Source organism: Streptomyces sp. NPDC005811 (genome assembly GCF_040630405.1).
Lineage (GTDB): Bacteria > Actinomycetota > Actinomycetes > Streptomycetales > Streptomycetaceae > Streptomyces.
In genome coordinates, this window is record NZ_JBEXXK010000014.1 from 26,542 (window position 1) to 52,411 (window position 25,870).

The following is a 25,870-nucleotide window of genomic DNA, read 5'->3' on the forward strand; positions in this document are numbered from 1 at the left end:
GAGGATGGGGAAGGGAACGCCGGGCGGGAACAGCGGAGTTGGGGCGGGATGATCGGGACGGTGTTCCGGACGGGGGACGTACCTTCCTCGGACCGGTTCGACCACTGGCGGGACATGGTCGGCCGGATGCGGTCGCCCAGCGACATCACCAGTGCGCACGCGGCCGACTTCTGGGCCCGGAGCCGGGTGATGGAACTGGGGTCCGTGACGGTGTGGCCGACGTCGTTCCTGCCGACCCGCTACCGGCGCAGCCCGCGACTGGTGCGCGAGTCCGACCCCGAGCTGTACCACCTCACGCTGCTGATCGACGGCGGCCTGGCCCTCGACCACGCGGGCCGGACCGCCTCGTTCGGCCCGCGCGATCTGCATCTGACCGACAGCTCGCTGCCGTACGACCTCCGCCCGTACGGCACCCGGTCGGCGGACGGCACCCGGCCGTGTGCCGTGAGGGGCGTGGGCGTCGACCTTCCCAAGGCGCTCCTTCCCCTGCCGCCGCACCGGATGCGGGAGTTACTGGGCCGGGGACTGCCGGGGCGGGAGGGCTTCGGTGCCCTCCTGGCGGACTTCCTCGTCGGCCTGGAGCGGCAGGCCGACACCCTCCCGCCGTCGGACGCGCCGCGCCTGGGCGGGGTCGTACTGGACCTGTTCTCCGCCTGGTGTGCCCAACTGCTGGACACCGAACCCGACTTGACGCCGGAGTCCCGCCAGCAGGTCCTGGCGCGGCACATCCAGGCGTTCATCCGGCAGAACCTGCACGACCCGGACCTCACACCCCCGGTCATCGCCGCCGCCCACCACATCTCCCTGAGCTATCTGCACCGCATCTTCCCGCAGCAGACCCAGGGCGAGACCGTCGCGGCCTGGATCCGCGGGCGGCGACTGGAGGGCGCCGCCCGCGACCTGGCGAACCCCTCGGCGCACACCCTGCCGATCCACGCCGTCGCCGCCCGCTGGGGCATCTCCCGCGCCTCCGACTTCACCCGCGCCTTCCGCGCCGCGTACGGGCTCTCGCCCAAGGAGTACCGACACCGGGCACTGACGCGGGGACAGTAGGAGCGGGCCGCTCCTCGATCAGTGACCGGCGCCGAACGTCCTGGGCCACCCGGACTGCTCACGCACCTGCGGCAGCGCGTGCACCGGTACGCCGAAGCGGGCGGCGCCGTTGTAGTCGTCGGGGTGGGCACGGGTGACGATGGGACGGTCCAGCGGCTTGCGACCTCACCCCGGTGTTCTCCTCCCGCACCGGCAGCGTCGACCGCCTGGTCAAGGAGTGGTACGGGCCCGTCTGCCGGCAACGGGGGGCGAACAGGTGCGCGTTGGTTTCCCCGAACCCGCCCATTTCGGCAAGTTCTTCGGCCGCCGCACCGGCGTCACCCCGGGCGCCTTCCGGCAGACGCACCGGCGGCTGGGGGAAGATGGGCACGCCACCGGCTCTACGAAGGACCACCATGACGAGCGACGCCACCCCGCCCGAGGCGGACGATGACCGTTTCTGGCAGGAACGCCGGATCTGCTTCCTGACCACGCACCGGCCGGACGGCACTCCGCATCTCGTCCCCGTGGGGGTCACCTTCGATCCGGAGGCCGGCATCGCCCGCGTCATCAGCAGCGCAGGCAGCAGGAAGGTCCGCAACGTCCGGGCGGCCGGCCCCGGCGCGAGGGCCGCGGTCGGCCAGGTCGAGGGGCGCCGCTGGTCCACCCTCGAAGGCACCGCGCTGGTCAAGGACGACCCGGAGTCCGTCGCCGAGGCCGTACGGCGCTACGCCGAACGCTACCGGCAGCCCCGCCCCAACCCCGAGCGCGTGGTCATCGAGATCACCGTGACCCGTGTGATGGGCACGGTACGACCGCCCGGCTGGTGACGGACGCGCCCCCGGCCGGGCGGGCCCCTGGAGGCAGACGCTCCCGGGCGCCGGCCTCCTCCTGCGGGCACCTTGTGCGACGGTCATTGCGTCCTCCTCGCGGACCCGAGGACGGTGAGGGGAGCCGCGGTGAAGACGGAGGAGTAGGTCCCGACCGCCAGGCCGACGAGCAGGGCGAGGGCGAAGTCGGTGAGGGTGCCGTCCGCCAGGACGGCCAGGGCGACGAGGACGAGAGCCGCGCCCGTGCCCGTGTTGACGGTGCGGGGGAGCGTCTGCAGGATCGCCCGGTTCGTCAACCGCGGCAGCGGCATCGCGCGGCCCCGGGCGAGGAGTTCGCGGATGCGGTCGAACAGGACGACGGTGTCGTTGACCGAGTACCCGATGACGGTCAGCAGCGCGGCCAGGAAGAGGCCGTCGATCGGCTTGCCCAGCCAGGCGAAGACACCGACGAGGATCACCACGTCGTGGACCAGCGCACCGACCGCCGCGGTGGCGAACCTCCACCGGAAGCGCACCGCCAGATAGAGCAACTGGGCACCCAGGGCGAGGCCGAGCGCGACGAGGGCGTTGCGGCGCAGTTCCTCGCCCAGGCTCGGGCCGATCAGCTCGTCGCGGACCTTCTCCGTCCCCCCGCCGAGACCGCTCACCGTGTCGGTCACCGTGGCCTCCTGGGCATCGGTCAGCTCCTCCGCGCGCACCGTGAGGGAACCGTCGCCGGAGGACTGCACGATCGCGTGCGGGAAGCCGGCCCGGTCGAGGGCCGCACGGGCCCGGTCGGGGTCGACGGGAGCGGTCGTGGAGTACTCGATCAGCCGGCCTCCCGTGAAGTCGATGCCGAAGTCGAGACCGCGCACCAGGATGCCCGAGGCGGCGACGGCGAGGAGCACGGCCGAGCCGGCCAGCCAGCGGCGCGGACGGCGCATCAGGAACGGGTCGCGGCGCAGCAGCCGGTCCCGGACGCGCCCGGGGTCCGCGATGCCGGTGAGACGCGGCCGGCGGAAGACCGCGGGACGGTCGAGCGCGTACTCGGCGAGCACCCGGGTGACGACCAGGGCGCTGACCATGGAGGCCAGGACGCCGATGCCGAGGGTGATGCCGAAGCCGCGCACCGGCCCGGAGGCGAGGACGAACAGGAGTCCGGCGGCGATCAGCGTGGTGATGTTGGAGTCGGCGATCGCGCCCAGCGCGCCCCGGAACCCGGCCGTCAGCGCCGAGCGAGGGCTGGGCCGGTTCCGGGCGGCGTGCTCCTCGCGGGCCCGTTCGAAGACGAGGACGTTGGCGTCCACGGCCATGCCGATGGCCAGCACGAACCCGGCGAGACCGGGCAGCGTCAGGGTGGCGCCGACGGCGGCCAGGGCGGCGTACGAGATGAGGCCGTAGCAGGCCAGCGCCACGGTCGCGAGCAGGCCCATGAGCCGGTAGACGACGATGATGAACAGCGCGGTCAGCGCGGTTCCGATCACCGCGGCCCGGGCCGCCGCGGCGATGGCCGCGTCACCGAGGGTGGCGCCGACGGTGCGCTGCTCGACCGTCTCGACCGGTACGGGGAGAGCGCCACCGGAGATGAGCAGGGCCAGCTCGCGGGCCTCGGCGTCGTCGAAGGAGCCGGTGATCTGCGTGGTGCCGCCCGGGATGCCCGCACCGCAGGCCACGGACGGGTCGACCTGCGGGGAGGAGACGATCTTGCCGTCGAGCACGATGGCCACCCGGCGCTGCGGGTCGCCGGCCGGATGGCACGCGGCCTCCGCCGTGACCTGCGCCCACCGGGTACGGCCGCTGTCGGTGAAGTCCACGGTGACGTGCCAACCGGTCCCGCTCTGCTGGTCGAAGCGGGCGGCGGCGCCTTCGACGTCCTGCCCGGTCAGGGCGGCGGCCGCCTTCAGCCGCAGGGGTTGTCCGGCCGCGTCCGTCAGGATGCGCTCCTTGGCGGGATCAGCGGGATCAGCGGGATCGGAGGGGTCGGCCGACGGTGTCAGGGTGTCGGCGGGGCCGAGGACGGGGTGGACGGTGAGCTGCGCGGTGCGGCCCAGGACGGCGGCGGCCGTCTCCGGGTCCTGGAGACCGGGCAGTTCGACGAGGATGCGGTGGTCGCCGGAGCGGACGAGGGTCGGTTCGGCGACGCCCAGCGCGTCGATCCGGCCGCGCAGTACCTCGACGGTGCGGTCGGTGGCGTCGGGGCCGGCGTCGACGGTGTCGGTGGAGCGGGTCTCCAGCAGGATCTGGGTGCCACCGCGCAGGTCGAGCCCGAGGCGGACCGGCGTGGTGAGGGCGATGGCCAGCGATCCGACGATCACGGCGAGGGCGAGCAGCGCACGGGTGCGCGAGGACTTCTTGCGGTGGTTCCGGTTCTTCCGGCGTTGCAACACGGGCCTCCGGCAGGCATGCCGCGGCGGCGGCAATGGTGGCGGCCGCGACGGGAGAGAGAGGGGGATGAGTTGTCTCAGATGCCTGGGGGCGGGGGAGGGGCCCGGCCGTGGTCGTACGCGGACCGGTCGTGGAAGACGGGGGTGCACGCGGGCAGCGCGGACGGGCCCGTGCCGGCGGCCGGGGCGGCGGTGACCCGGCGGGGCACGTCGGCGCGGTGGTCCGGCGGGTGCGGGCGCTCGCCGAGATGGCCGTACGGGGACCTGGCCTGAGCCGCGTTCGGGCCGGCGCACGGATCGTCCGCGCGCGGACCGCCGTCCGCCTGCCACGAGACGCCCGCGACGGCGGAGTTCGGCCGGGGCGCGGGTGTGGATGCGGCTGCGGTGGCGGCCGGGACCATCGCCAGCAGGACGGCGAGGAGCGTGGTGAACGCGGTGAGCGCCGCGGCGAGCCGGTGACCGGCGGCGGTCGGGACGGCGCGGGATGCCGGGCGCATGCACCGTCCCTTTCTCGACGTTCGGATGCTTGACGTTCGGATTTCTTGGTGATGCGGAGAGGCCGATGACCGGCCAGGCCGTCAGGCCTCGATGAGACCGGCGCGGATCGCGTAGCGGGTCAGCTCCAGCCGGTCGTGCAGGCCGAGTTTGTGCAGGAGGTTGGCCCGGTGGCGGTGCACGGTCTTGACGCTGATGAACAGCATCTCGGCGATCTCCTTGGAGGAGTGCCCCTCGGCGACCAGCTTGAGGACCTCCTCCTCGCGCGGCGTGAGCAGATGATCGGCGTTCTCCTCGCCGTGCCGGACACGGTCCAGATAATTGCGGATCAGGGCGGTGACCGCGCCGGGGTAGAGGAACGGCTCGTTGCGCATCGCGGACCGGCAGGCGGCGACCAGGTCGCGGTCGGCCACCGACTTCAGCACATAGCCGCAGGCCCCGGCCTTGAGCGCCTGGAACAGGTACTGCTCGTTGTCGTGCATGGTCAGCATCAGGATTCGCAGGCCCGGCTTGAGCGCCGCCAGTTCGCGGGTGGCCTGGAGTCCGGTCAGCCGCGGCATCGCGATGTCGAGGACGGCCAGGTCGACCTCCGCGCTCCGGGCCTGCTCGATGGCCTCGGCCCCGTCCCCGGCCTCCGCGACGACCCGCAGGTCGGGCTCGCGGTCGAGGATCAGGCGTACACCGCGCCGTACGAGGGCGTGGTCGTCGGCGAGCAGGATCCGGATCGGCTTCGACGCCGCCGAAGCCGTGGCGCGTTCGGGAGGGATGTCGTCGGACATGGTCAGAGCTGCTTCCTGGGGACGGGGGTGATCAGACGGATCCGGGTGCCGGTGCCGGTGCCGGTGCCGGTCGCAATGCCGGTGCCGAATCCAGGGGCACCGCCGATGGCGATGGCGATGGCGTCGGCGGTGGCGGGTGTCGAGGGGGTGATGTCCAGGGTGGCCCCGGCGAGCAGGGCGCGTTCCCGCATCCCGCGGATCCCGGCGCCCTCGCAGGCGGCCTCGATGCCGCGGCCGTCGTCGGCGATCTCCAGCACCACCGCCCCGCCGGCCCGGCGCAGGCTCACCTCCACCCGCTGCGCGTCCGCGTGGCGGGCCGCGTTGGTCAGGCTCTCCTGAGCCACCCGGTACAGCACCAGCTCGCCCTCCTCGCCCAGCGCGGGCAGATCGGCGTCGAAACGGCGTACGACATGCAGGCCCGTGTGGGTCGCGAAGTCCTGGGTGAGCGAGGTCAGGGCGCTGACCAGACCCAGGTCCTCCAGGACCCCGGGCCGCAGTCGGCGCACCAGGCGCCGGACCTCGTCCAGGCTCTCCCGGGTGATCTCCTGGGCCTGCCTGAGGTCCTCGCGCAGCGGCCCCGGAGCGTCGTCCGCGGCCCGCTTGAGCACCAGCAGGATCGCCGTCATGCTCTGCCCGACCTCGTCGTGCAGCTCCTGGGCGATACGACGCCGCTCCGCCTCCTGGGCCAGCAGCGCCCGGGCGCTGGAGGTGGCGCGTTCGTGCTCCAGCCGGTCGAGCATGGCGTTGAAGGTCAAGATCAGTTCGGACACCTCACCGCCACCCCCGGCGCCGGGAACGGGCAGCCGCTGCCCCGGCCGCAGCAGGTCGACGGTGGTCATCAGCCGGGTCAGCCGTCCCAGCGGGGCCAGGCCCCACCGCAGCAGGGTGCCGGTGGCGACCAGCATGACGGCCAGACCGCCGACCAGGATGACCGCCTCGGTCAGCAGCACCGGCACCGAGACGGTCACCGGCGCCCACAGCAGCAGCGCGGTGGCGGCGCCCAGCACCAGGGCGTTGAGCCCGAAGATCCGCCAGAACAGCGACACGGGAAAGCTCCTCCTTCAGGGACCCGGCCCCGACCGGCCCTCCGCGCGACCCGCACACGGGCGCGGGCCGCAGGACACGGACGGGACCGATCCTTCTCCAGCCTCCTCCGCCCCGGTGGTCGCGGTCGATGGGGCCCAACACCCATTTCCCGAGTCGATCACCACTCATCCGCCGCCCCGCGCGCGCTCGGCGTGTGGGTACCGCCGTACCGGACGAATGGGGTCCGCGCCCGATGGGTTTCCGGCGCGGAACCGAGCAGAGTCGAACCCGACCGAGCCGTCCGGTGCGGCCGGTGCCCCACGTCGTCAGGACCGCGGGCCCGGCGCACCGGTCGGCCACAGCCGCGCCCGTCGCGCCCGAGAAAGGAACCGTCGTGCCGCTCGACACCTCCCGGACCGATTCCCGCCCGCTCTCGCCCGCCGCGCAGGACGCCCGTCGGCGTCTCGAACACGCGCGCAGCAGCCGGGTGGCCCAGCTGCGGGCCCTCGACGAGGCCGACCGGATCGCCAAGGACCACGTGATGTCCGCCCAGGCGGAGGCGATCCAGCAGGTCCTCAAGGAGATCGACGCGGCGTTCGCCCGCATCGACGACGGCTCCTACGGCACCTGCCAGGGATGCTCAAAGCCCGTTCCCGCCGAACGCCTGGAGATCCTCCCGTACACCCGGCACTGCGTCGCCTGCCAGCGCCGCGCCGCCGCCTGAACCGCCACAGCCCCGCCCCCCGTCTCCCGCCCCGACGTCTCCCGTCCTCTGTCTTCCTCCGTTGTCTTCCTTCGTCCGTCGTCTTCCGTCCTGCACACAAGGGGTGAAGTGAGTGGTGAACCACCAGACCGTCGGCGACCGCGCCGCACACCTGTCGCCCGAGGACCTCGCCGCGCTGCAGGAGAACCTGCACGAACAGCTCCTGTTCCGCCGGGAACAGCTGCGGCAGATCGCGGCAGCGCCCCGCTCCGCCGCGCAGACCGAGGTACAGGTCAAACTCGCCGCGTCGGCGCGCATGGTCCTCAACGACGTCGAGGCGGCGCTGCGGCGCATCACCGAGGGCCGTTACGGCACCTGCCATCTGTGCCGGCGGGCCGTCGACCGTGAACGCCTGATGATCGTGCCGCAGGCCCGCTACTGCGCGCGCTGCCAGCAGGTGCGGGAGGCCGGAGGATGACCGCCGTCCGCCGCCCCCGCACCGGCTCCCGCGCCGGACACCGGCCCTGGCCGCTGTGCCGGCAGTGCAGCGGCCTCGCCCTCGACATGGGCAGCGACCGGACCCGCGCCTGGATCGCCGGCCGCCCCACGATCCTCGACGTGCCCACGGTCACCTTCCCGGGTGCCGGGGCGCTGCACCCGATCCAGCGCGGCGCCATCATCGACGTCCCCGGGACGGCCCGGATGCTCGACCGGCTGCTCGGCCACCGTCTGCCCCGGCACCCGCGCCCGCTGGTGGTGGTCACCACGCCGGTCCTGGACGGCCCCACGTACCGGGACCGGGCCCGTACGGCCGTCCAGGTGCTGCGGCCGCGGGCGGTGCTGACCGTCCCCACCGCCCGCGCCGTCGCCCTGGCCGCGGACGCCGACCTCAGCCGTCCGCAGCTCGTGGTCGACATCGGCGCCCATCTCACCGAAGTGGTCCTCCTCGTCGACGGCACGGTCTTCGACGCCCGCCGCACCGCGTGGGGCACCACCGACCTCACCACCGACCTCACCGGCGCCGAGGCACCGGCGGACCTCTGCGAGGCCGTCACCTCCATGATCACCTCGATGCTCCGGCAGGACCGCACCGCCCGCACGGCCGACGCCCTCGGCCGGGGTGCCCTCCTGGCGGGCGGCGGTGCCCTGCGCCCCGACCTCGTCGCGCGCCTCGGCGCCGTCCTGCACGCACCCGTGCGGGCCGTCCCCGCACCGCACACCGCCGCCCTCCGCGGCGCCGCCAAGATCCTGCGCGCCGCGCACACCCACCCGTCGACCCGGGGCACCGCACCACCCGGGCCCGCCCCGCGGCCCCGCTGAACCCCGTCCCCTCCCGCCCCACGGCCGGTGCCGCTCCACCGGCCGTGGGGCACCCCTGTTCGCGCACCCCTGTTCGCGCCCCCCGCTCCGACACCGCCCGCTCGCCCCCGAAGGGAGAACCACCGTGTCCGGCGAGATACCCCCCGCGCAGCCTCCTCCCCCTCACCTTCCCTCCCCGCCCCAGTCCTCCGGCACCTGGTACAAGCCGACGCATCCCCTGTCGCTGTGGCGTCGCCGCCACAACCTCCTGCGCCGACGCACCGACCGTCTCCGGGACCGGATCACCGTCGCCCTGCTGCTCCTCGTTCCCCTGCTGGGCCTGGCCGCCACGTTCACCGTCGGCGACGCCGCCTACCGGCACTACCGCGCGACCGCCGAGCACCAGCGACAGACCCGCCACCCCACCACCGCCGTGCTCGTCCACGACACCCCGCGCCATCCGGAACCCGGTTCGGCGGAGGCCGAGAAGGCCCGCTACCCGGTCACGGTCCACGTCACCGACCGGCACGGCCGCACCGTGACCGCGAGGACCGACGTGCCGCCGGGGCTGACCGCGGGCAGCACCGTCGATGTCTGGGCCGACCTCGACGGAACGGTCACCGAACCGCCCATGACCACCGCCGAGATCCGCAGCCGCACTATGGGCTGGGCCATGATCGCCTTCCTGGCCGTCGCCGTCGCCGGGGCTGCCGTCCACGGCGTCACCCTGCGCCTTCTGCTCCGCCGCGACCTCGCCGACTGGGAGACGGAATGGACCGAGACGGCACCACGCTGGACCATCTCGCATGGAGCCCCCTGACTCGCAGGGAGCCCACTGACCGGCGGCACGGACACGGGCCGCTCGATGAAGGGTGTGCCGGCTGACGGGGCTTCCGTCGGGCACGATCTATCCCCTCCTCGCCCGGCTGGAGCACGTCGGCCGGGTGGACAGTGGCTGGGAAGACCCCGCCGTTCACGAGGACACGGGCCGTCCGCGCCGCCGCCTCTACCGGATCACCCCGGACGGGGCCGAGCAGGCCCGGGCCGCCCTCGTGCGCGCCTACCGGTCCCGCGGAGCGGCCCTGCCCGAGTGGGTCGCCCGTCCCATCGGTTGACGCGCCCGGCCGTCCGGAGTCACCGTCTCGCACCGGCGGGCCTCGTCAGGATGTCATGATCATGGACGTGACAGCAGCGAACGAGATGATCACCATCCCGCCGGGGCGGGTGACCCTGTCGGACCGGCGGACGCAGCGCAGCTGGTCGGTCGGGCTCGCGTCCTACCGGCTCGCCGCCCTCCCGGTCACCCAGGCGTTGTACGCGCAGGTCACGGGCCGCAGACCGAGTGCCGCCCAGGGGGACCACCTGCCCGTCGAGTCCGTGTCCTGGTGGGACGCGGCGCGGTTCTGTACCACCCTGTCCCTTCGCGAAGGGCTCACGCCCGCCTACCACTTCGACGAGGACGGTGAGAGCGTCGAGTGGGACGCGTCCGCCGACGGGTACCGGCTGCCGACCGAAGCCGAGTGGGAGCACGCCTGCCGTGCCGGTACGACCGGGCCGCGGTACGCGCCGCCCGACGAGATCGCCTGGTACCGCGGCAACTCGCAGGAGCGCCTCCACGCCGTCGGCGGCAGACGTCCCAACCCCTGGGGTCTGCACGACATGATCGGCAACGTCTGGGACTGGTGCTGGGACGTCTACGACGCCGAGGTCTACGGCACCTACCGGGTGCTCCGCGGCGGCGGCTGGTTCGACGAGCACTGGAGCTGCCGGGCCTCGGCGCGCCGTCGCAGCCACCCGGCCTTCCGGGTCGACGACGTGGGGTTCCGCCTCGCGCGCTCCCTCGTATGACGAACCGTGCGAGGGGGACGGTGCCGAGGACGTCGTCGGCGGCTTCTCCCACCGCTACGACACCCCACGGCTCGTCGAGCGTCGGCAAGGGCGGCGAGATCGCCTCCAAACCGGCGCGACGAGCAGGAGATGTTCGTCCTGTGCTTGCGCATCCTTCGGTCCGCCCTGGTCTTCGTGAACACCCCTGATGCTCCAGGACATCCTCGGCGAACCGGAGTACGGGGAGGTCAACCTCGACCTTGCCGGGGCATGCGTGGATCGCGTCGGCGTCCTGCATGGCGTGCCCCGGACGCGTGGCTGCCCCGGGCCTGCTCCTGAGCTACCGTGCCGGCCTCCCCGCCGAGGACCGCCAGGCCCGCGGGAAGGGCCTGTGCGCGTCGAGCGGGATGTGCGAGAGCGAACCCGGCATGGGCGTGCAGGGGGCTGTCGCTCCACAGCCGGATGGCGACCTCCAGTTTCACCGTGAGCACACCGAGCACCTTCTCCTCCGGCGTGGCCGCGGCGAGCACACTGGAAGACAGATTCATGAAATCGGCTCGTGTCATGTGTGCCGAAAGACGTACCGGGATGTCCGTCCGGCCGTCGGTGCGACGGGGTCTCGCCGGTCAGGCGCCGGGCCATGGCCCGAGTGCCCGAGGTCGAGGCGCCGACCGGTTTCAGGGGGGCACTTCTTCGCACCGTTGCCTGTGCACGTGCACTCTGGGCGGCCGGTGCCGGAGCGTCTTGCCGTATCCCCGGGCGGTACGTCCGGTGTCCCTTTTCGCCCGGCCTGTGACTGTCCTGAAAGTGCCGTCACCTCTCCTCCCGAGGTAACGAATCGGTAAACCACTGGTCTGTGTATCCGCTAGGGTTCACCACGGAAACGCCGTCCGTTGCCTTGCCTTCCGTCGTGCGCGCTCCTGACCTGACCAGTTCAGCGTCACCTGCGCCCCGGAACAGCCGACGGCGTGGATGACGCTCCGTCGCCTGTGAAAGCGGGAACAGAGCTTGAGCAACCTCCCCCTTCGTGAATACGAGACTTCACTCGTCGTCGCGGAACGGACCGAAGCCGCCCAGGACGTCGTGACACTGACGTTGCGCCGTCCCGAAGGCAGTCTGCTGCCCGCGTGGCATCCCGGCGCGCACATCGACCTGCTGCTCGACGGCGGGCTCGTGCGCACCTACTCGCTGTGCGGTGACCCCGGCGACCGCACCGCGTGGCGTATCGGCGTCCTGCGGACCGCGGACAGCCGCGGCGGATCGGCCTACGTCCACGACAAGCTGCACGCCGGCTGCCGCGTGCGGGTGCGGGGCCCGCGCAACCACTTCGACTTCAGGCCGGCCCGGCGCTATCTCTTCGTGGCCGGCGGCATCGGCATCACACCGATCCTGCCGATGGCGGCCGCCGCACAGGCCGCGGGTGCGGACTGGCGGCTGCTGTACGGCGGTCGGTCCCGTTCCTCGATGGCCTTCCTCGGTGAACTCGCCGCGTACGGCGACGCGGTGGCGGTACACCCGCAGGACCAGTACGGCCTGCTGGATCTCGATGCCTTCCTCGGCGGGCCCGGCGAGGAGACCCTGGTGTACTGCTGCGGCCCCGAACCGCTGCTGGCCGCGGTGGAACAGCGGTGCCGGAGCTGGCCCGCCGGAGTACTGCGGGTCGAGCGGTTCCGGGCGCCGGAGCAGGAACGGGTCTGTGAGGACGGCCCCTTCGAGGTGGTCTGCTCGCAGTCCGGCGTCACCGTCCAGGTGCCGCCGGGGGCAAGCGTGCTGGAGGCCGTGCGGGCGGCCGGCGTCGACGCCCTGTCCTCGTGCTCCGAGGGCATCTGCGGCACCTGCGAGACCGAGGTCCTGGAAGGCGTGCCCGACCACCGCGACCTCGTGCTCGGCGAGGAGGAGCGGGCCTCGGGCGAGACCATGATGATCTGCGTCTCCGGCGCCCGCACCCCACGACTGGTCCTCGAGCTGTGACCCGGCCGTCCCGCTGTGCGCGCCCTGGAGGACAACGGTGAGCGTTGCCGAAGAAACCATCGACCTCAGCCCGCTGAGCGGCCCCACCGGCGGTTCCCGGCGGCTGGCCGGGCATCTCGCCCGCCCGGCCGGCGAGGGGCCCTGGCCGGGCGTGGTGGTCGTCCACGAGGCCCTCGGCGTGGACGAGGTGATGCTGCGTCAGACCCGGCGGCTCGCCGGGGCCGGGTACCTCGCCCTCATGCCGGACCTGTTCACCCAGGGCGGCGCGCGCCGCTGTCTGGTGGCCACCATGCGGGCCGCGATGTCGGGGAAGGGGCGCGCCTACCAGGACATCGCAGCGGCCCGCCGGCACCTCGCCGGGCACCCCGACTGCACCGGAGCGGTAGGCGTCATCGGCTTCTGCATGGGCGGCTCGTTCGCCCTGATGACCGCCGGCCGCGGCATGTTCGACGCGGCCTCCGCCAACTACGGCCTGCTCCCCAAGGACCTGAACGCCGTTCTGGCCGGCGCCTGCCCCGTCGTGGGCAGCTACGGCGGCCGCGACCGCATGCTGCAGGGTTCCGCCACCCGGCTCGCCACGGCGCTGGACCGGCTCGGCGTCGTCCACGACGTCAAGGAGTACCCGGACGCCGGCCACTCCTTCCTCAACGATGCCGAAGTCGGCCCCCGGGCCCTGCGCCCGCTGATGCGCGTCACCGGCATGGGACCGCACCCCGCATCCGCCGCCGACGCCTGGCAGCGCATCGAATCCTTCTTCCACACCCACCTCACGACTCCTACCCGTACGAACACCCCCCACGAGAAAGCAGAGTGATGAGCACCGCCGAAACCCAGCAGGGCCCTGAGCAGACCGCCGAGGCGACCGGGGCGGGGAAGGGCTGGCACGTCGACGACCGCTGCCTGAACTGCAACATCGCCCGCCAGTACGCCCCCGGCCTGATCGCCTACGCCCCCGGCGGCACCTACGGCGGCGTCTCCAAGGTCGTGCGCCAGCCGGAGACGGAGGAGGAGGTACGGCAGATGTACCGGGCCGCGCACGCCTGCCCCACCCGCTCCGTGCACCCGCCCGCCGGTGAATGGGCGCCCGACTCCGACCCGTACCCGCTGCCTCTGGACGAGGACGGCATCGTGCTGCTGTGCGGGCACGCCTCCCCGCAGACCTACGGCGCGACCTCCTACCTCCTGCGCCGCCCCGACGGCACAGCCATGATGATCGACACCCCGCGCTGGCGGCCCGCGCTCGCCCGTCGCTACGAGCAGAAGGTCGGCACGATCACCGACGTGCTGCTCACCCACCTCGACCACGTGGCGCACGGCCGCAAGTACGCCGACGCCTTCGGCGCCCGGCTGTGGATCCACGAGGGCGACCTGCACTCCCGCCCGGACGCCGACTCCGTCATCCGCGGCCAGGACCCGGTGGAGATCGGACCGGGCGTGATCGCCCACCCGTTCCCGGGACACACCGAGGGCAGCACGCTGTTCGTCGCGGACGACAGGTTCTGCTTCACCGGGGACGCCTTCTTCTGGTCGACCGCCGAGCAGGACCTGGAGGTCGCCGACAGCGTCGTCTACGACTCGATCAGGACGCTCGCCGCGTCCGTGCAGCGTGGCGCGCAGGAGCTGACCTTCGAGTGGGTGCTGCCCGGCCACGGCAGCTACCACCACCTGCCCGCCGAGGAGATGCGGGCGCGGATGCGGGCCCTGGGCCGACGGGCCGAGACCTATCCCGAACAGGAAGTCGACTACGGCAAGGTCCGCTACTGACCGCCGCACCCGCTCACTGACTCCCACCCACTCCGCAGGCCCGGGGCGCGCCCCTGCCCCGGGCCTGCGGCCTGCCCGAGCGGAACCCATGACCGAGACTCTCCCCGCGCCGCCCCGGGCACCTGCCGGCCCTCGCGCGGCACTGGCCGCCCTCTCCCTGAGCCTGTTCATGATCGTCGTGGACGTGTCCATCGTGGCCGTGGCGGTCCCCGCCATGGTCAGCGGCCTCGGGGCCGACCTCACCTCCGTCGTCTGGGTGACCAGCGCCTACCTCCTCGCCCACGCCGTGCCGATGCTGTTCACCAGCCGCCTCGGCGACCGCTACGGGCCCCGACGCGTCCTTGTCGCCGGACTCGCCGTGTTCACCGCCGCCTCGCTCGGCTCCGCACTGTCCGCCGGCGTCGGGATGCTGATCGCCGCCCGCGCGATCCAGGGCCTGGGCGCGGCACTGCTCACCCCGCAGACCCTCACCCTGATCACTCACCTGTACCCGGGCGGCGAACGCGGCCGGGCCATGGGCGTCCTCGGCGGGGTGTCCGGTCTGGCGACCGTCGCGGGCCCGCTCCTCGGCGGTGTCCTGGTCGACGGCCTCGGCTGGCAGGGCATCTTCTACGTCAACGTCCTCGTCGGCAGCGCGGCCCTCGCCCTGAGCCTGCGCGTGATACCGGACGTGCGCCCCGGCCACACCCACCGCTTCGACCTGCCCGGCATCCTGCTGTCCGGTACCGGACTCTTCCTGATCGTCTTCGCCGTCCAGAACGGCCGCACCCACCGCTGGGGAGCACTGATCGGCCCGGTCACCGTGACCCAGACCATCACCGCCGGCCTGCTCCTGCTGGCGGCCTTCGTCCTCTCGCAGGGCAGGACCCGCACCGAGCCTCTGGTACCGCTGGCCCTGTTCAAAGACCGCGGCTTCTCCACCGGCACACTCGTCACGACGGTCCTCGGCTTCGCCCTGACCGGCATGTTCCTGCCCCTGGTCGTCCACCTGCAGTCCGCGCTCACCCTGACGCCCACCCGGGCGGGACTGCTGACCGCACCCATGGCACTCGTCTCGGGCCTCATGGCCCCCTTCGCCGGCCGTCTCTCCGACCGCGTCAGCGGCAGAATCCTGCTGGCCGCCGGCCTGGCAGCGATGGCCTCCGGCCTCACCCTGACCGCGCTGCGCACCGGCTCCGGCACCCCCGCCTGGCAGCTGCTGCCCGGCCTGCTGCTGACCGGACTGGGGATGGGCCTCGTCCTCGTCCCCGTCAACACCGTGGCCATGACAAGCGTCCCCGCCGAGCTGCGCAGCACCGCCTCCGGAGTCTTCTTCACCGCCCGCCAGCTCGGCTCCGTCCTCGGCAGCGCGGCCGTCGGCGCCCTCGTCCAGGCTCGCATCGAGACCCGCGTGACCCAGGAAACAGCCACCGCCGCACAGCAGCTGCCCGCCCCCTACAGAACAGACTTCGCCGCCGGCCTGCGCGGCGCCGCCGAAACGGGGCAGACAGGCGGCACACACCTGCCGCTGCCCCCGGGCCTTCCCGGCGACCTCCTGCCCCGCGCCCAGGACCTCGCCTCACACGCCATGCAGACCGGACTCGCCCGCGCCGCGGCAGACGCCCTCATCCTGGTGATCGCCGTGCTGATCCTCGGCATACCGGCAACCGTCGGGGTACCGGCGCGCAGACCCCGCACCCCGCGCACCCCGAAGGAGACCGCGCGGACCTACGAGTCTCTGCGGCGCCCGCCCCGCCCGGCCGTCGCCGGCTTCCCCGACACCGACGAGCCAGGCAACCGGGACGCGGTTGCCGACCGGACACACGGGCTCGGCCCGGACCCCGGCCCATGACCAGGCCCACCTGAGGGTGCCGACGAATGACGACAGGCGCCGTACGCGTCCGATGAACCCGGACTTTCCGGGGCCTGTCGGTGGCTCGGGTCCCATCATGATCCGATGCCGGATGATGACAGGGTTTACCGACAGCAAGGGTCGAATACGACCGCCACAACGGGGAGCGGCATGGCCAACCCTCGTCTACAAGCGGGTGTCGACCGACCAGCAGTCGACCGACCCCCGCCTCGTAGCCGCACGCACCACACCCCGCTCGGGTCGGCCGAGACGCCACGTGGGCCCAGCCGACCTGATCCAAACGACAGGACCTAGCCGGCCCGCCCCTCGAACAGCAGTCGCATGAAATCCCCGAGCGGCCCCACGATGTCCAGCTCCTGGTCGAGGACCCACTGCAACTGGAGTCCGCTCAGCACCGCGTGGAACAGGAGCGCGGCGCTCTCCGGACTGACGCCCCCGCGGAGCGCGGCGCGGGACTCCTCGTCGGGAAAGCCGTCGGCGAACTGGGCGCGGCTGCGCTCGTAGCGCTCCACGAAGTGCGCGTGCGCCGGATGGTCCGGCCGTGAGGCGGCGGCCGCGAGCTCCATCCACAGGCGCATCAGCTCGGGGGCCTGCTGGTGGTGGCGGATCAGCTCGCCGAGATAGGGCCCGAGCTGTTCGGGACCCCGGACCCGGGCCAGCCCCTGCCGCCACTCCTCCGCGTCCCGCTCGGCCAGCACCTCGGCGAGGAGTTCGTCCTTGTTGCGGAAGTGGTGCAGGAGCCCCGCGTGGGTCATGCCGGCGCGCTCCGCGATGTCGCGCAGGGATGCCTTGGCGTAACCGTGCTCGGCGAAGCTGTCGCGCGCCGCCCGGACGATCTCCGCCCTGCGGGCCGGTGTCCTGGCGTACGGTCCCCGCGCTCTGCCCTCGCCCACGCTGCGCTCACCCTCCTCGACGAAACGGCCCCGCTCACGGACGGCAAGCCCGGCAGAACCCGTACCGAACCATTGTGCTCCGCCCGGCCGATTCGTAAGCTAACCACTTGGAAGGTATTGAAACGTTTCAGCCTCATTGGGTTCTCTCTGCCTTCCGCTCACGAAAGGAACCATCCCGTGGACGAGGTCTACAGAAGCGGGCCGACCCGTCGGCACCTGCTCGGCATCATGACGGCGGCGGCAGCGGGAGCCGCCCTCCCGCTCTCCGCCGCGACGGACGCCCGGGCGTCGGGCGCACCCACCGCCGCACCGGCACGGCTGCGGGTCAACCTCCGTACCGCACCGCTGGGCACCGAGACCGCACCGGCCTTCACCTGGGTGTCCCCGGTCGCCCGGCAGTCCGCCTACGAGATCCGGGTCGGCACCGGCCCCGGCCGGGCGGATGTCTGGCGCAGCGGCCGGGTGACCGGCTCCGGCAGCACCGAAGTCCCGTACGGCGGCAGGGCGCTGCGGTCGCGGCGGGCGTACCACTGGCAGGTGCGGACCTGGGACGAGAAGGGCGTCCCCGGCCCCTGGAGCGAGTCCGCCGTCTGGGAGACCGGTCTGCTGAAGGGCGAGAAGGACTGGTCGGACGCGCGGTGGATCGGCGGACGGCAGCCGCAGGACCACGACTGGGAGGACCTGACCGCGACCGTCGTCTTCCGCGGCGGCGCGGACGCCACCAGCGGTCTGTCCCTCCTGCTGCGCGCCGAACCCATCGGCAAGACCTGGGGCGAGGGCCTGAACTGGACCGTCCGCCGGTCCGGCGACGACATGCAGCTGGTCATGAGGACCAGCCACTACGCCGGCAACACCTGGGTCGACGACGGCACCTCCGAGCCCGACTGGGGCGTGAACCACTACGACCCCCAGAGCGAGACCAACCCCACCACCGCCGGCACCCGCAGCGTCCCCGTCGCCACGGTCGCGCTGCCCGCCTCGGCCGGCCTGACCAAGGACACCTGGGCCACCCGCGACCACACCGTCCAGGTCAGGGCCCGGGGACTGACCGTCACCACCACCGTCAACGGCGTCGAGGTCGACAGCCGCAACCTCACAGGCGACCAGATCCGCCGTCGCGGCAGCTTCGGTTTCGCGGGCGGCACCGACGCCACGATCCGCTCCGTCAGGGTGACCGGCACCGGCGCCCCCGACTTCTCCGCCGACCTCACCACCGGCGCCAACCCCTTCGAGGCCGGCATCGGCACCCTCGCCGGACTGACCTTCCCGCCCAGAAACCCCTACATCCCGGCCAAGAACGCGATCCTCCCCCTCGCCAACCCGGCCCCCGTGCTCCGCCGGGCCTTCACGCTGCCCCGGGGCCGCCGCATCGACGGGGCCCGGCTGTACCTCAGCGCCGCCGGAAACGTGACCTTCACCGTCAACGGCGACCCGCTCACCGTCGACGGCGGGCCCGCGGACCGCGACCGCACCAACGTGCCCCGCCTGCTGACCGACCAGAGCACCTACGACCGTACGGTCCTCTACGACACCTTCGACGTCACCGCACTGCTGCGGGCCGGCCGCGAGAACGTCGTCGCCGCCGAACTCGGCCGCGGCTGGTACGGCGTGACGACCCCGCAGGAGTGGTACTGGCAGCTCGCCCCCTACAGCGGCGCCCCCCGCCTGCGCGCCAAGCTCGTCGTGACGTACACCGACGGCTCCGCCACCACCCTCGTCACCGACGACGACTGGCTCACCGCGGACGGACCCACGACCTTCGACTCGGTGTACTCGGGCGAGAAGTACGACGCCCGCCGCGCCGAGGAGCTGGGGGAGTGGCGCTCGGCCGGCCACCGCCCCGGCCGTGACTGGCGCCCGGCCACCGTGCTGATCCCGCCGGGCAGTTGCGCCGGCCCCGCCCCGAAGTACCACGGAGCGCTGCCCGCCACGACCGTCCCCGACGGCTTCAAGGCCGCCGCCGTGCGCGCGCACGAGGCGGAGCCGGTGCTGGTCAATCAGGTGCTGCGCCCGGTGGCGCTCACCGAGACGGCGCCCGGATCCGGCATCTGGGTCCTGGACTACGGCCAGATCGTCACCGGACTGGTCCGGCTCTCCCTCACCGGCGTGCGCCCCGACAGGGCGGGGCTGACCCTGCGCATCCGCGGCGGCAACCGCATCACCGGCGGCGACGGCACCGCCGCCTCCCCGCTCTCCGTCGAGGAGGAGAACTTCCAGCACGACGCCAACCTCCAGACGCACTACTACACCCTGGGCAGCAGGCCGGCGCAGACCTGGGAACAGCAGTTCAGCCACTTCGGCTTCCGCTACCTGGAGGTCATGAACCTCGAGGCCGTCCTCGGCCGGGCCCCCGACCTGAAGCGGGACGCGGCCGTCCTCACCGTCGGTGTCGCCCGCTCCGGCTTCGCCCGCACCGGCACCTTCACCACCGACAACGCCCTGCTCAACCGCCTTCAGGCCAACCTGGAATGGGCCGAGCGGAACAACCTCGTCCAGAAGCCCACCGACACCCCCTCCCGGGAGAAGAACGGCTGGACCGGGGACGCCATGGCCAGCTCCGAGTCGGAGTCCCTCACCTGGGACGTCAACGCGCTGCTCACCACCTACCTGCGCCACTTCCCCGACACCCAGATCTCCACCGGCCAGCTGCCGATGATCGTCCCCGTCGCCAAGGGCGGCTACGGCTACGACCACACCCCCGGCTGGAGCGCCGCGTGGAAGGCCGTACCGGCCTGGGACTCGGCGTACTTCGTCATCCCGAGGGAGCTGTACGCCTACTACGGCAACAGCAGCCTCTTCGAGGAGCTGTACGACCACCAGGACACCCTGCTCCGGTCCTACGAGACCCTGTTCACCGCCGCGAACGACTACACGTTCGAGGCCTCCCTGGGCGCCTACTCCGGTGCCGAGGCCCCCGGCAGCAACGCCGTCATCAGCCTCGCCTTCTACATCCACTTCTGCGACTACATGGACGAGGTGGGCCGTCTCCTGGGCCGCACCGGACGGGCCGCCCACTACGCCCGCCTGGCACGCACCCTGCGCAGGGCCTTCATCGCCAACTTCTGGGACGCCTCCCAGGGTCACTTCACCCGGGGCAGCATCTCCAGCGAGAACACCCTGGCCCTCGCCTTCGACCTGGTCCCCGGCTCGGACCTGCCCCCCGACGACCCCCGCCACCTGCCCGGCAGCCGGCCCCTCGCCGAGAACGAGAAGGCCCTGGCGCAGCTGCTCGCCGACCGCATCACGGCCGCCGACCGGCACCTCCAGAACGACATGTACGGCTCGCGCTACGAGTTCAACATCCTCAGCCGGTACGGCTACACGGACCTCGCGCTCCAGGCCGTCACCCAGACCGGCACCCCCGGCTACGTCTACCAGATCGCCAAGGGCGCGACCTCGCTGTGGGAGCAGTGGACCGACCGGCTCTCGGTCGACCACCACTACCGCTCCAACGTGGCCACCTGGTTCTACCAGGGCCTGGCCGGCATCATGCCGACCTCGACGGCCTACGCGTCGCTGCGGATCCGCCCGTACGTCCCCACGGTCGCCGTCAACAGCCGGGTACCGAACGACACCGCGGACACCGACCTGTCACCCGCGACCCTCGACCATGTCAGCGCGTCGATCGACACCGTACGCGGCACGGTGTCGTCGCGGTGGCGGCGCCGCGCGGACGGCAGGATCGACCTCGCGGTCACCGTCCCCGGCAACACCGAGGCCGAGATCTGGGTCCCCACCCGGGACCGGCCCGTCACCGCGCCCCGGGGGGTCACCCACGTCCGCGACGACACCTCGGGAGGCGCCGCCTACAAGGTCTACCGGGCGTACGCGGGCTCGTACCGCTTCAACGCCGACTGACCCCCCGCGCCCCTTCGAGGCGCCGACGGGGGCGGGCTCGGCCCCATGCCCGCCCCCCGGGCGTCCGTCAGACGTCGACGATCCGCCAGCGCTCCTCGTCCGCGTTCTTCCACTGCCGGGTGACGACCTGGTAGTCCTGGGACGGCAGCTCGTAGGCGTCGAGGTAGCGGCTGTTGCTGGCCTCCTGGATCGTGAAGGTGCCGTTGGTGGACGGCAGGATGATCCAGGCCTGGGTCGCGTCGTTCTCGGCGGTGCGGGTGACGACTTGGAAGTCGTTGCCGGACCCCTGGTAGGCGTCGAGATAGCGGCCGTTGCTCTGCTGCTGGATCGTCGAGAGGCCGTTGCTGAGGTCGGTCAGGATCCAGTGCTGGGTGCTGTTGTTCTGGAACGGCCGGGTGACGACCCGGAAGTCCAGGCTCTCGATCTCGTGCGCGTCCAGGAACCGGTTCGTGTCCGCCTGGGTGATGGTGACGACGCGCTGGGACACGATCGTCGGCGCGGCGGGCGCCGCCTGGGCGAGGCCGGCCGGGGCCAGCAGCGCGGTGGCGGCCAGCGCCGACGCCAGGGCGGCGCCGCGCAGGACTCTGCGCCCCCGGTCCCCCCGTCGTGGCCCCCGCGCCCCCGTCTCCTCCGTCCTTGACACTTCTTCCGTCCTTGACTCTTCCATCCCCGTGTCTCTCTCCCGTGGTCGTGGTCCGTGCGGTCACCAACGAGACTGCCGGTCCCGTCGGCGCACGGCTTGAGTAACCGTTACTCAGCCGTGCGGCCGGACGGCGAGCGGCTCCGCTCCCAGCGTCCGGGCGAGTTCGCGGCGGGTCGTGACGCCGAGCTTGGCGTAGGCCCGGTGGAGGTGGTTGTCGACCGTGCGCACCGAGAGGGTGAGGGCACGGGCGATGTCGACGCTGGCGTTGCCGACGGCCGCGAGCAGGGCCACCTCGCGCTCGCGGGCGGTGAGCGGCGCGGCGGCGCCGGCGGTGGTGAGCAGCGGGGTGCGCGCGCCTTCGCAGCGCGCCGCCGCCGTGGCGGCCCTGCGCGCGGCCGCCGCGGCCCGCCGGGGTTCCCGGGCCCGGTGCCAGGCGGCAGTGGCGGCGGTGGCCGCCTCGGCGGCGAGCAGGTCGGCACCGACGGCCTCGCACGCGTCGGCGGCCCGCAGCAGCGGGTCGGGCCGGTCCGCCGCGAGCGCCTGGGCCAACAGCGCCCGGGCGGGCACGAGTTCCCCGTCGCAGACGCGCGCCAGCTCGCCCAGCCGGTCCGCGACCCGGCGGGCCCCGCCGAGCCGGGCCACATCCGTCAGCAGCAGCGCCTCCCCGGTGACATGGCCGGTGGCGCGCGCGGCGCGGGCGGCGGCGAGCAGCACCGAGCGGGCCTCGCCCAGCCGCCCCGCCGCCGCCAGCAGCCACGCCTCCCCGAGGCGCTCCTCGCCGGCCGACAGCAGGCCCGGCTCGGGCGTCGGCAGCGCACGGTGCTCCGCCAGCGCCGCCTGTGCCGCCTCGGGCTCGCCCTGCACGGCCGCGCAGGCGGCGAGACCGGCCAGGACCAGGCGCAGCGCCATGGCGTGGTCGAAGGTGCGGGCCAGCGCCGCCGCCTCGGCCCACCAGCGGCGCGCGGTCGCCGGCCGGCCCGCCAGCCACTCCGTACGGCCCAGCAGGACCGCCAGCCACACCCGCACCACCGAGTCGGCGGCGACGAGTTCGGCGTACGCCGCCTCACCCGCCCGGCGCGCCTCGGCCGGGCGGCCCGCCTCGGTGAGCGCGAGGACGAGCGGGATGCGCTGGAAGGCGGGATGCGAGGCCAGGGCGCGCTCGTCGACCCGGCGGTGCCCGGCATGGGCGCGCTCCGCCCAGTCCACGGCCTCATGGGTGCGGCCCACCAGGGCCAGCCCGGCGGGCTTCATCCAGGCGCCGCGCAGCCAGGCGTCGACGTCGGAGGCGTCCGCCACGTCCGTCTCCAGGTCCTCCAGCAGGGCCAGCCCCTGAGCGGGCAGCCCGGCGGCGATCCGGAGGAAACCCTCGTTGATCGTGAGTTTGCGGCGGTCCGCCGGGCGCGTGATCCGCGCCAGGGCGGCGTCGTTGGCCGCCAGCGCCTCGGCGACGGGGGCGTTGCTCCACAACAGGTTCGTCGTACGGACCAGGGCGACCGCCAGCGTCTCGTGCTCGCCGACGGCGAGCCGGTCGGCGCGGGCGAGCACGGTCTCGGCCTCCGCCCAGCGGCCCATCTCGAAGTACGCGTCGCCGAGCATCGAGCGGGTCGCGGTGGTGTGGCGCTCCTCGGGCACGGCCCGGAGGAGCGCCACGGCCCGGGCATAGTCGTGGGCGTGCCGGGCGAGCACCGCGGCCTGGGTGAGCAGGGCGGGGTCGGCGGTACCGGTGGCGGCCAGCCGCCAGGTGGCGATCCGTAAGGGGTCGCCGCGGCGGCGGGCGCCCCGGGCCTCGGTGCGGGCCGCCTGCTCCAGCAGCAGGGACCGGCGGCGCAGCACCGGCAGCCCCGCGCGCAGCACCTCGCCGTACAACGGGTGGGCCAGGGACACGGACGTGCGCCTGCGCTCCTGCACCACGCGGATCAGCCCGGCCCGTTCCAGGGCCGCCACCGCGTGCGGCGCGGCGACGGCCTCGGCATCGGCGAGCGGCAGCGGCTCGCACAGCGCCAGCAGCTCCAGGACGGGCCGTCCCGCGGGCGCGGCGCCGGCCAGCCGCGCGCCGATCACCTCGGCCAGCCGCGCGGTACCGGGCAGCCGGCCCTCGCGCAGCTGCCAGATCTCCCCGTCCTCGGTGAGCTCCCCGGCGGCCAGGGCGCCGAGGACCAGCTCGCGCAGATACAGCACATTGCCGCCGCTGGCCGCCGACAGCTCGTGCACCGTGTGCCGGGCGACGGGCCTGCCGAGCGCGGCCACGAGCAGGTCGCCGGTCCGCCCGGGGTCCAGCACGGCCAGATCGACCCGGCGCACCGCGTCCCCGCCGGTGAGCGCCGCCACGGCCTCACCGTACGGCTCACCGGTGCGGACCGTGCCGATCAGCCGGACCGCGCCCGCGTCCATCAGCTGCCGCAGCAACACCGCCGAGGCCGGGTCCAGCAGATGCAGGTCGTCGACGAGCAGCACCCGCTGCGGCGCCCCGCGGCCCGTGGCGAGCCGAGCGGCGACCGCGGCGAACCCCGCGACCGGGTCCCGCAGATCCACCCCGGCGGGCAGCAGATGCGCGATCGCCCCCAGCGGCACGGCCCCGGCCGCGGCGGTCGCGGTGGCCCGGCCCACCCGGGACCCGTCGGCCGCGGCCCGCTCCAGACACTCCTCGGCCAGTCGCGACTTCCCGACCCCCGCCGCCCCGTACACGAGGAAGCCCCGGCACTTCCCGTCCTTCGACGCCGCGGCGAACTCCGCCAGCTCCCGCTCGCGTCCCACCAACGGCCAACGTCCGACCTGATACCGCACCACGGCTCCCCCCGGAACGACATGACACGCGCGAACTCCCCGTCCAGCCAGCCTAGGAAGCCACCGCCCGCCCGCCGAACCGGCGCTCCGGGCGGCCCGCTCGGGCAGGCCCGGACGCCCACCGGTAGCCTGGGCCGTCATGATGCGCGCCTGGATCCTGCCGATACTGCTGGTGGTCTGCGGCTCGGCCGGTGCGACCGGACTGCTCCTCGGCGGACGGCCCGTCCCCGCCATGGTCTTCCTGCTGGCGTTCGCGCTCTTCGCCGGTCTGAACTCGCCCCTGGTCTTCCCCCGCTCGATCGGTGCGGCGGAGGCGCGCGAGCGCAGCGCGGTCGACCACCGCCCCGTCGTCTACTGGCGGCCGGGCTGCGCGTACTGCCTGCGCCTGCGCCTCCGACTGGGCCGCAGGGCCCGCCGGTTGCACTGGGTCGACATCTGGCGCGACCCGGCCGGAGCGGCGGAGGTGAGGGCGGCGAACGACGGGAACGAGACCGTCCCGACCGTCGTCGTCGCGGGCCGCCCCCACACCAACCCCGATCCCGCATGGGTACGCGAGCAGCTCACCTCTTAGGCGTGACCGGAGTCGGAGCCGATCGCATCGATTTTCTCAAGACGCGCCCCGGTTGATCCAGCATCAGCGAAAGCAGGTTGCCCGCCGTGATCGGACTCGGACCCGTCGACTGGCCACCCGCCCCGATACGGACCGAACGGCTGCTGCTCCGCGCGTCCGAGGCCCGGGACCGCGCGGCGTTCGTCGAGTTGTTCGCCTCGCCGGAGGTGGGCACCTACATCGGTGGCCCCCGGCCGCGTGCGGAACTCGAACGCGTGGTGCCCGAGGTGCCGGGGCGGCGCCCCGGCTGTTTCGTGGTCGATCTCGACGGGGCGATGATCGGCATGGTCACGCTCGACCGGCGCGACGCGGACCGTCCGGGGCATGTCCGGCCGGCGGGCGGCGAGGCCGAACTCGGTTACCTGTTCCTGCCCGAGGCATGGGGACGCGGGTACGCCGTCGAGGCGTGCGCACGGGCGCTCGACTGGTTCGCCGGTGTTCTCCCCGGCGAGCCGGTGGTGCTCCGTACCCGGACCGCCAACGACCGCGCGATGCGGCTCGCGGCGAAGCTGGGGTTCACGGAGGTCGCGCGGTTCGAGGAGTACGGCGCCGAGCAGTGGTGCGGCCACCGGAGGACGGCGTGACGCGGGAGGGCGGGACGGGGCGCCGTCCGGCCGTCGGGTACGGGGCGGCGGCCGGCGGTGTGGCCGTGCTGGTCGCCGCGGGGATCCTCCTTCCGGGGCCGCTGCGGCCGCCGGACGTCACGTACGCGTCGTCGGCCGGAACCCCGGGGGAGCGGCGGGGCGTTCCCGGTGACGCCCTCCAGAGGACGTTCGGGCTCGTGGTGCCGGACGGGGCGGCGCAGGCCTCCTATCTCCTGGTGCCGGGAGACGGCGACGCGGAGAGCGGACAGGACCTCTATCTGCGCTTCCGGACGACGCCCGAGGGCGTGAAGGAGTTCGTCGCCTCCCTGGGACGGAACACCGGGGACCTGAAGGCCGGAACGACTTTCGTGGACCAGGACGACCTCGACTCGGTCGGTCTGCCGTGGAGGCTCGCGGGCGAGGGCCGCCTGGCCGGTCTCCAGGCGGATCTCCCGGAGAAGGACGACACCGTGGGGACGGCTCTCCTGACCGTCGACGAGACCGACGGGGCCGCGCCTTTGGTCTTCGTCCATGTGACCGTGTAGGGCCACGGGCAC

At 73.4% G+C, this 25,870-nt stretch carries 23 protein-coding genes; 16 read left to right on the plus strand and 7 right to left on the minus strand.

The genetic code is table 11. The features are described 5' to 3' along the window. Positions 1-48: 48 nt before the first annotated feature. Both ABZ490_RS16755 and ABZ490_RS16760 read left to right on the plus strand, forming a co-directional pair. Positions 49-1,053, plus strand: coding sequence for a helix-turn-helix domain-containing protein (locus ABZ490_RS16755; RefSeq protein WP_358989996.1), 1,005 nt, complete (start codon positions 49-51; stop codon positions 1,051-1,053). A gap of 395 nt (positions 1,054-1,448) precedes the next feature. Beyond that, the gene (locus ABZ490_RS16760; RefSeq protein WP_358990001.1) at positions 1,449-1,862 is read left to right on the plus strand and encodes a TIGR03618 family F420-dependent PPOX class oxidoreductase; all 414 of its coding nucleotides are present in this window, start codon (positions 1,449-1,451) and stop codon (positions 1,860-1,862) included. An 83-nt stretch (positions 1,863-1,945) separates the two neighbouring features. On the opposite strand, the gene secD is transcribed toward ABZ490_RS16760, so the two are convergent. The 4 genes from secD to ABZ490_RS16780 all read right to left on the minus strand — a co-directional run bounded on the left by secD (position 1,946) and on the right by ABZ490_RS16780 (position 6,545). After that, positions 1,946-4,228 carry a protein translocase subunit SecD gene (gene secD, locus ABZ490_RS16765; RefSeq protein WP_358990004.1) on the minus strand — a complete coding sequence of 761 codons (2,283 nt, stop codon included), beginning with the start codon at positions 4,226-4,228 and terminating at the stop codon, positions 1,946-1,948. 74 nt (positions 4,229-4,302) lie between these two features. Next, complete coding sequence (locus tag ABZ490_RS16770) at positions 4,303-4,722, minus strand: hypothetical protein (protein WP_358990007.1); 420 nt, start codon at positions 4,720-4,722, stop codon at positions 4,303-4,305. A gap of 81 nt (positions 4,723-4,803) precedes the next feature. Then, on the minus strand, positions 4,804-5,499 hold the full coding sequence (locus ABZ490_RS16775; RefSeq protein WP_358990010.1) for a response regulator transcription factor: 696 nt from the start codon (positions 5,497-5,499) through the stop codon (positions 4,804-4,806). Between the two features lie 2 nt (positions 5,500-5,501). After that, entirely contained in the window at positions 5,502-6,545 is a 1,044-nt protein-coding gene (locus ABZ490_RS16780) for a HAMP domain-containing sensor histidine kinase (protein WP_358990013.1), read from the minus strand. Positions 6,546-6,919: 374 nt separating this feature from the next. Here ABZ490_RS16780 and ABZ490_RS16785 point away from each other — a divergent pair, with 374 nt between their 5' ends. The 10 genes from ABZ490_RS16785 (at position 6,920) to ABZ490_RS16830 (ending at position 15,920) form a co-directional block, all read left to right on the plus strand. Then, the gene (locus tag ABZ490_RS16785; RefSeq protein ID WP_358990016.1) at positions 6,920-7,249 is read left to right on the plus strand and encodes a TraR/DksA C4-type zinc finger protein; all 330 of its coding nucleotides are present in this window, start codon (positions 6,920-6,922) and stop codon (positions 7,247-7,249) included. A 112-nt stretch (positions 7,250-7,361) separates the two neighbouring features. Further along, positions 7,362-7,706, plus strand: coding sequence for a TraR/DksA C4-type zinc finger protein (locus ABZ490_RS16790; protein ID WP_358990019.1), 345 nt, complete (start codon positions 7,362-7,364; stop codon positions 7,704-7,706). Beyond that, positions 7,703-8,548 (plus strand): rod shape-determining protein, encoded by an 846-nt coding sequence (locus ABZ490_RS16795; protein ID WP_358990022.1) that lies wholly within the window; start codon positions 7,703-7,705, stop codon positions 8,546-8,548. Before ABZ490_RS16790 ends, ABZ490_RS16795 begins: the two co-directional genes overlap by 4 nt. A gap of 124 nt (positions 8,549-8,672) precedes the next feature. Next, positions 8,673-9,347, plus strand: coding sequence for a hypothetical protein (locus ABZ490_RS16800; protein ID WP_358990025.1), 675 nt, complete (start codon positions 8,673-8,675; stop codon positions 9,345-9,347). A 52-nt stretch (positions 9,348-9,399) separates the two neighbouring features. Next, a complete protein-coding gene (locus ABZ490_RS16805; RefSeq protein ID WP_358990028.1) occupies positions 9,400-9,642 on the plus strand; it encodes a PadR family transcriptional regulator in 243 nt (80 codons plus the stop codon). 61 nt (positions 9,643-9,703) lie between these two features. Further along, positions 9,704-10,375 (plus strand): SUMF1/EgtB/PvdO family nonheme iron enzyme, encoded by a 672-nt coding sequence (locus ABZ490_RS16810; protein WP_358990032.1) that lies wholly within the window; start codon positions 9,704-9,706, stop codon positions 10,373-10,375. Positions 10,376-11,362: 987 nt separating this feature from the next. Beyond that, the gene (locus ABZ490_RS16815; RefSeq protein ID WP_358990035.1) at positions 11,363-12,325 is read left to right on the plus strand and encodes a PDR/VanB family oxidoreductase; all 963 of its coding nucleotides are present in this window, start codon (positions 11,363-11,365) and stop codon (positions 12,323-12,325) included. Positions 12,326-12,362: 37 nt separating this feature from the next. After that, a complete protein-coding gene (locus tag ABZ490_RS16820) occupies positions 12,363-13,139 on the plus strand; it encodes a dienelactone hydrolase family protein (protein ID WP_358990038.1) in 777 nt (258 codons plus the stop codon). Continuing rightward, entirely contained in the window at positions 13,139-14,089 is a 951-nt protein-coding gene (locus tag ABZ490_RS16825; RefSeq protein WP_358990041.1) for an MBL fold metallo-hydrolase, read from the plus strand. The genes ABZ490_RS16820 and ABZ490_RS16825 overlap by 1 nt, the downstream gene beginning before the upstream one ends. An 88-nt stretch (positions 14,090-14,177) precedes the next feature. Continuing rightward, positions 14,178-15,920: a DHA2 family efflux MFS transporter permease subunit gene (locus tag ABZ490_RS16830; protein ID WP_358990044.1), complete on the plus strand. Its 1,743-nt coding sequence runs from the start codon at positions 14,178-14,180 to the stop codon at positions 15,918-15,920. Positions 15,921-16,231: 311 nt separating this feature from the next. On the opposite strand, the gene ABZ490_RS16835 is transcribed toward ABZ490_RS16830, so the two are convergent. Then, positions 16,232-16,834, minus strand: a complete 603-nt coding sequence (locus tag ABZ490_RS16835) for a helix-turn-helix domain-containing protein (protein ID WP_358990047.1) — start codon at positions 16,832-16,834, stop codon at positions 16,232-16,234. Between the two features lie 177 nt (positions 16,835-17,011). On the opposite strand from ABZ490_RS16835, the gene ABZ490_RS16840 reads away from it, so the two are divergent. Beyond that, positions 17,012-20,692: a family 78 glycoside hydrolase catalytic domain gene (locus ABZ490_RS16840; protein WP_358990049.1), complete on the plus strand. Its 3,681-nt coding sequence runs from the start codon at positions 17,012-17,014 to the stop codon at positions 20,690-20,692. A gap of 67 nt (positions 20,693-20,759) precedes the next feature. On the opposite strand, the gene ABZ490_RS16845 is transcribed toward ABZ490_RS16840, so the two are convergent. Both ABZ490_RS16845 and ABZ490_RS16850 read right to left on the minus strand, forming a co-directional pair. Continuing rightward, complete coding sequence (locus ABZ490_RS16845) at positions 20,760-21,335, minus strand: RICIN domain-containing protein (protein ID WP_358990052.1); 576 nt, start codon at positions 21,333-21,335, stop codon at positions 20,760-20,762. A 111-nt stretch (positions 21,336-21,446) separates the two neighbouring features. Next, positions 21,447-24,089 carry a LuxR C-terminal-related transcriptional regulator gene (locus ABZ490_RS16850; protein ID WP_358990054.1) on the minus strand — a complete coding sequence of 881 codons (2,643 nt, stop codon included), beginning with the start codon at positions 24,087-24,089 and terminating at the stop codon, positions 21,447-21,449. A gap of 169 nt (positions 24,090-24,258) precedes the next feature. Here ABZ490_RS16850 and ABZ490_RS16855 point away from each other — a divergent pair, with 169 nt between their 5' ends. The 3 genes from ABZ490_RS16855 to ABZ490_RS16865 all read left to right on the plus strand — a co-directional run bounded on the left by ABZ490_RS16855 (position 24,259) and on the right by ABZ490_RS16865 (position 25,858). Beyond that, complete coding sequence (locus ABZ490_RS16855) at positions 24,259-24,690, plus strand: glutaredoxin domain-containing protein (protein WP_358990057.1); 432 nt, start codon at positions 24,259-24,261, stop codon at positions 24,688-24,690. 86 nt (positions 24,691-24,776) lie between these two features. Then, complete coding sequence (locus tag ABZ490_RS16860) at positions 24,777-25,313, plus strand: GNAT family N-acetyltransferase (RefSeq protein WP_358990060.1); 537 nt, start codon at positions 24,777-24,779, stop codon at positions 25,311-25,313. After that, positions 25,310-25,858, plus strand: a complete 549-nt coding sequence (locus tag ABZ490_RS16865) for a hypothetical protein (protein WP_358990063.1) — start codon at positions 25,310-25,312, stop codon at positions 25,856-25,858. Before ABZ490_RS16860 ends, ABZ490_RS16865 begins: the two co-directional genes overlap by 4 nt. Positions 25,859-25,870 lie beyond the last annotated feature (12 nt).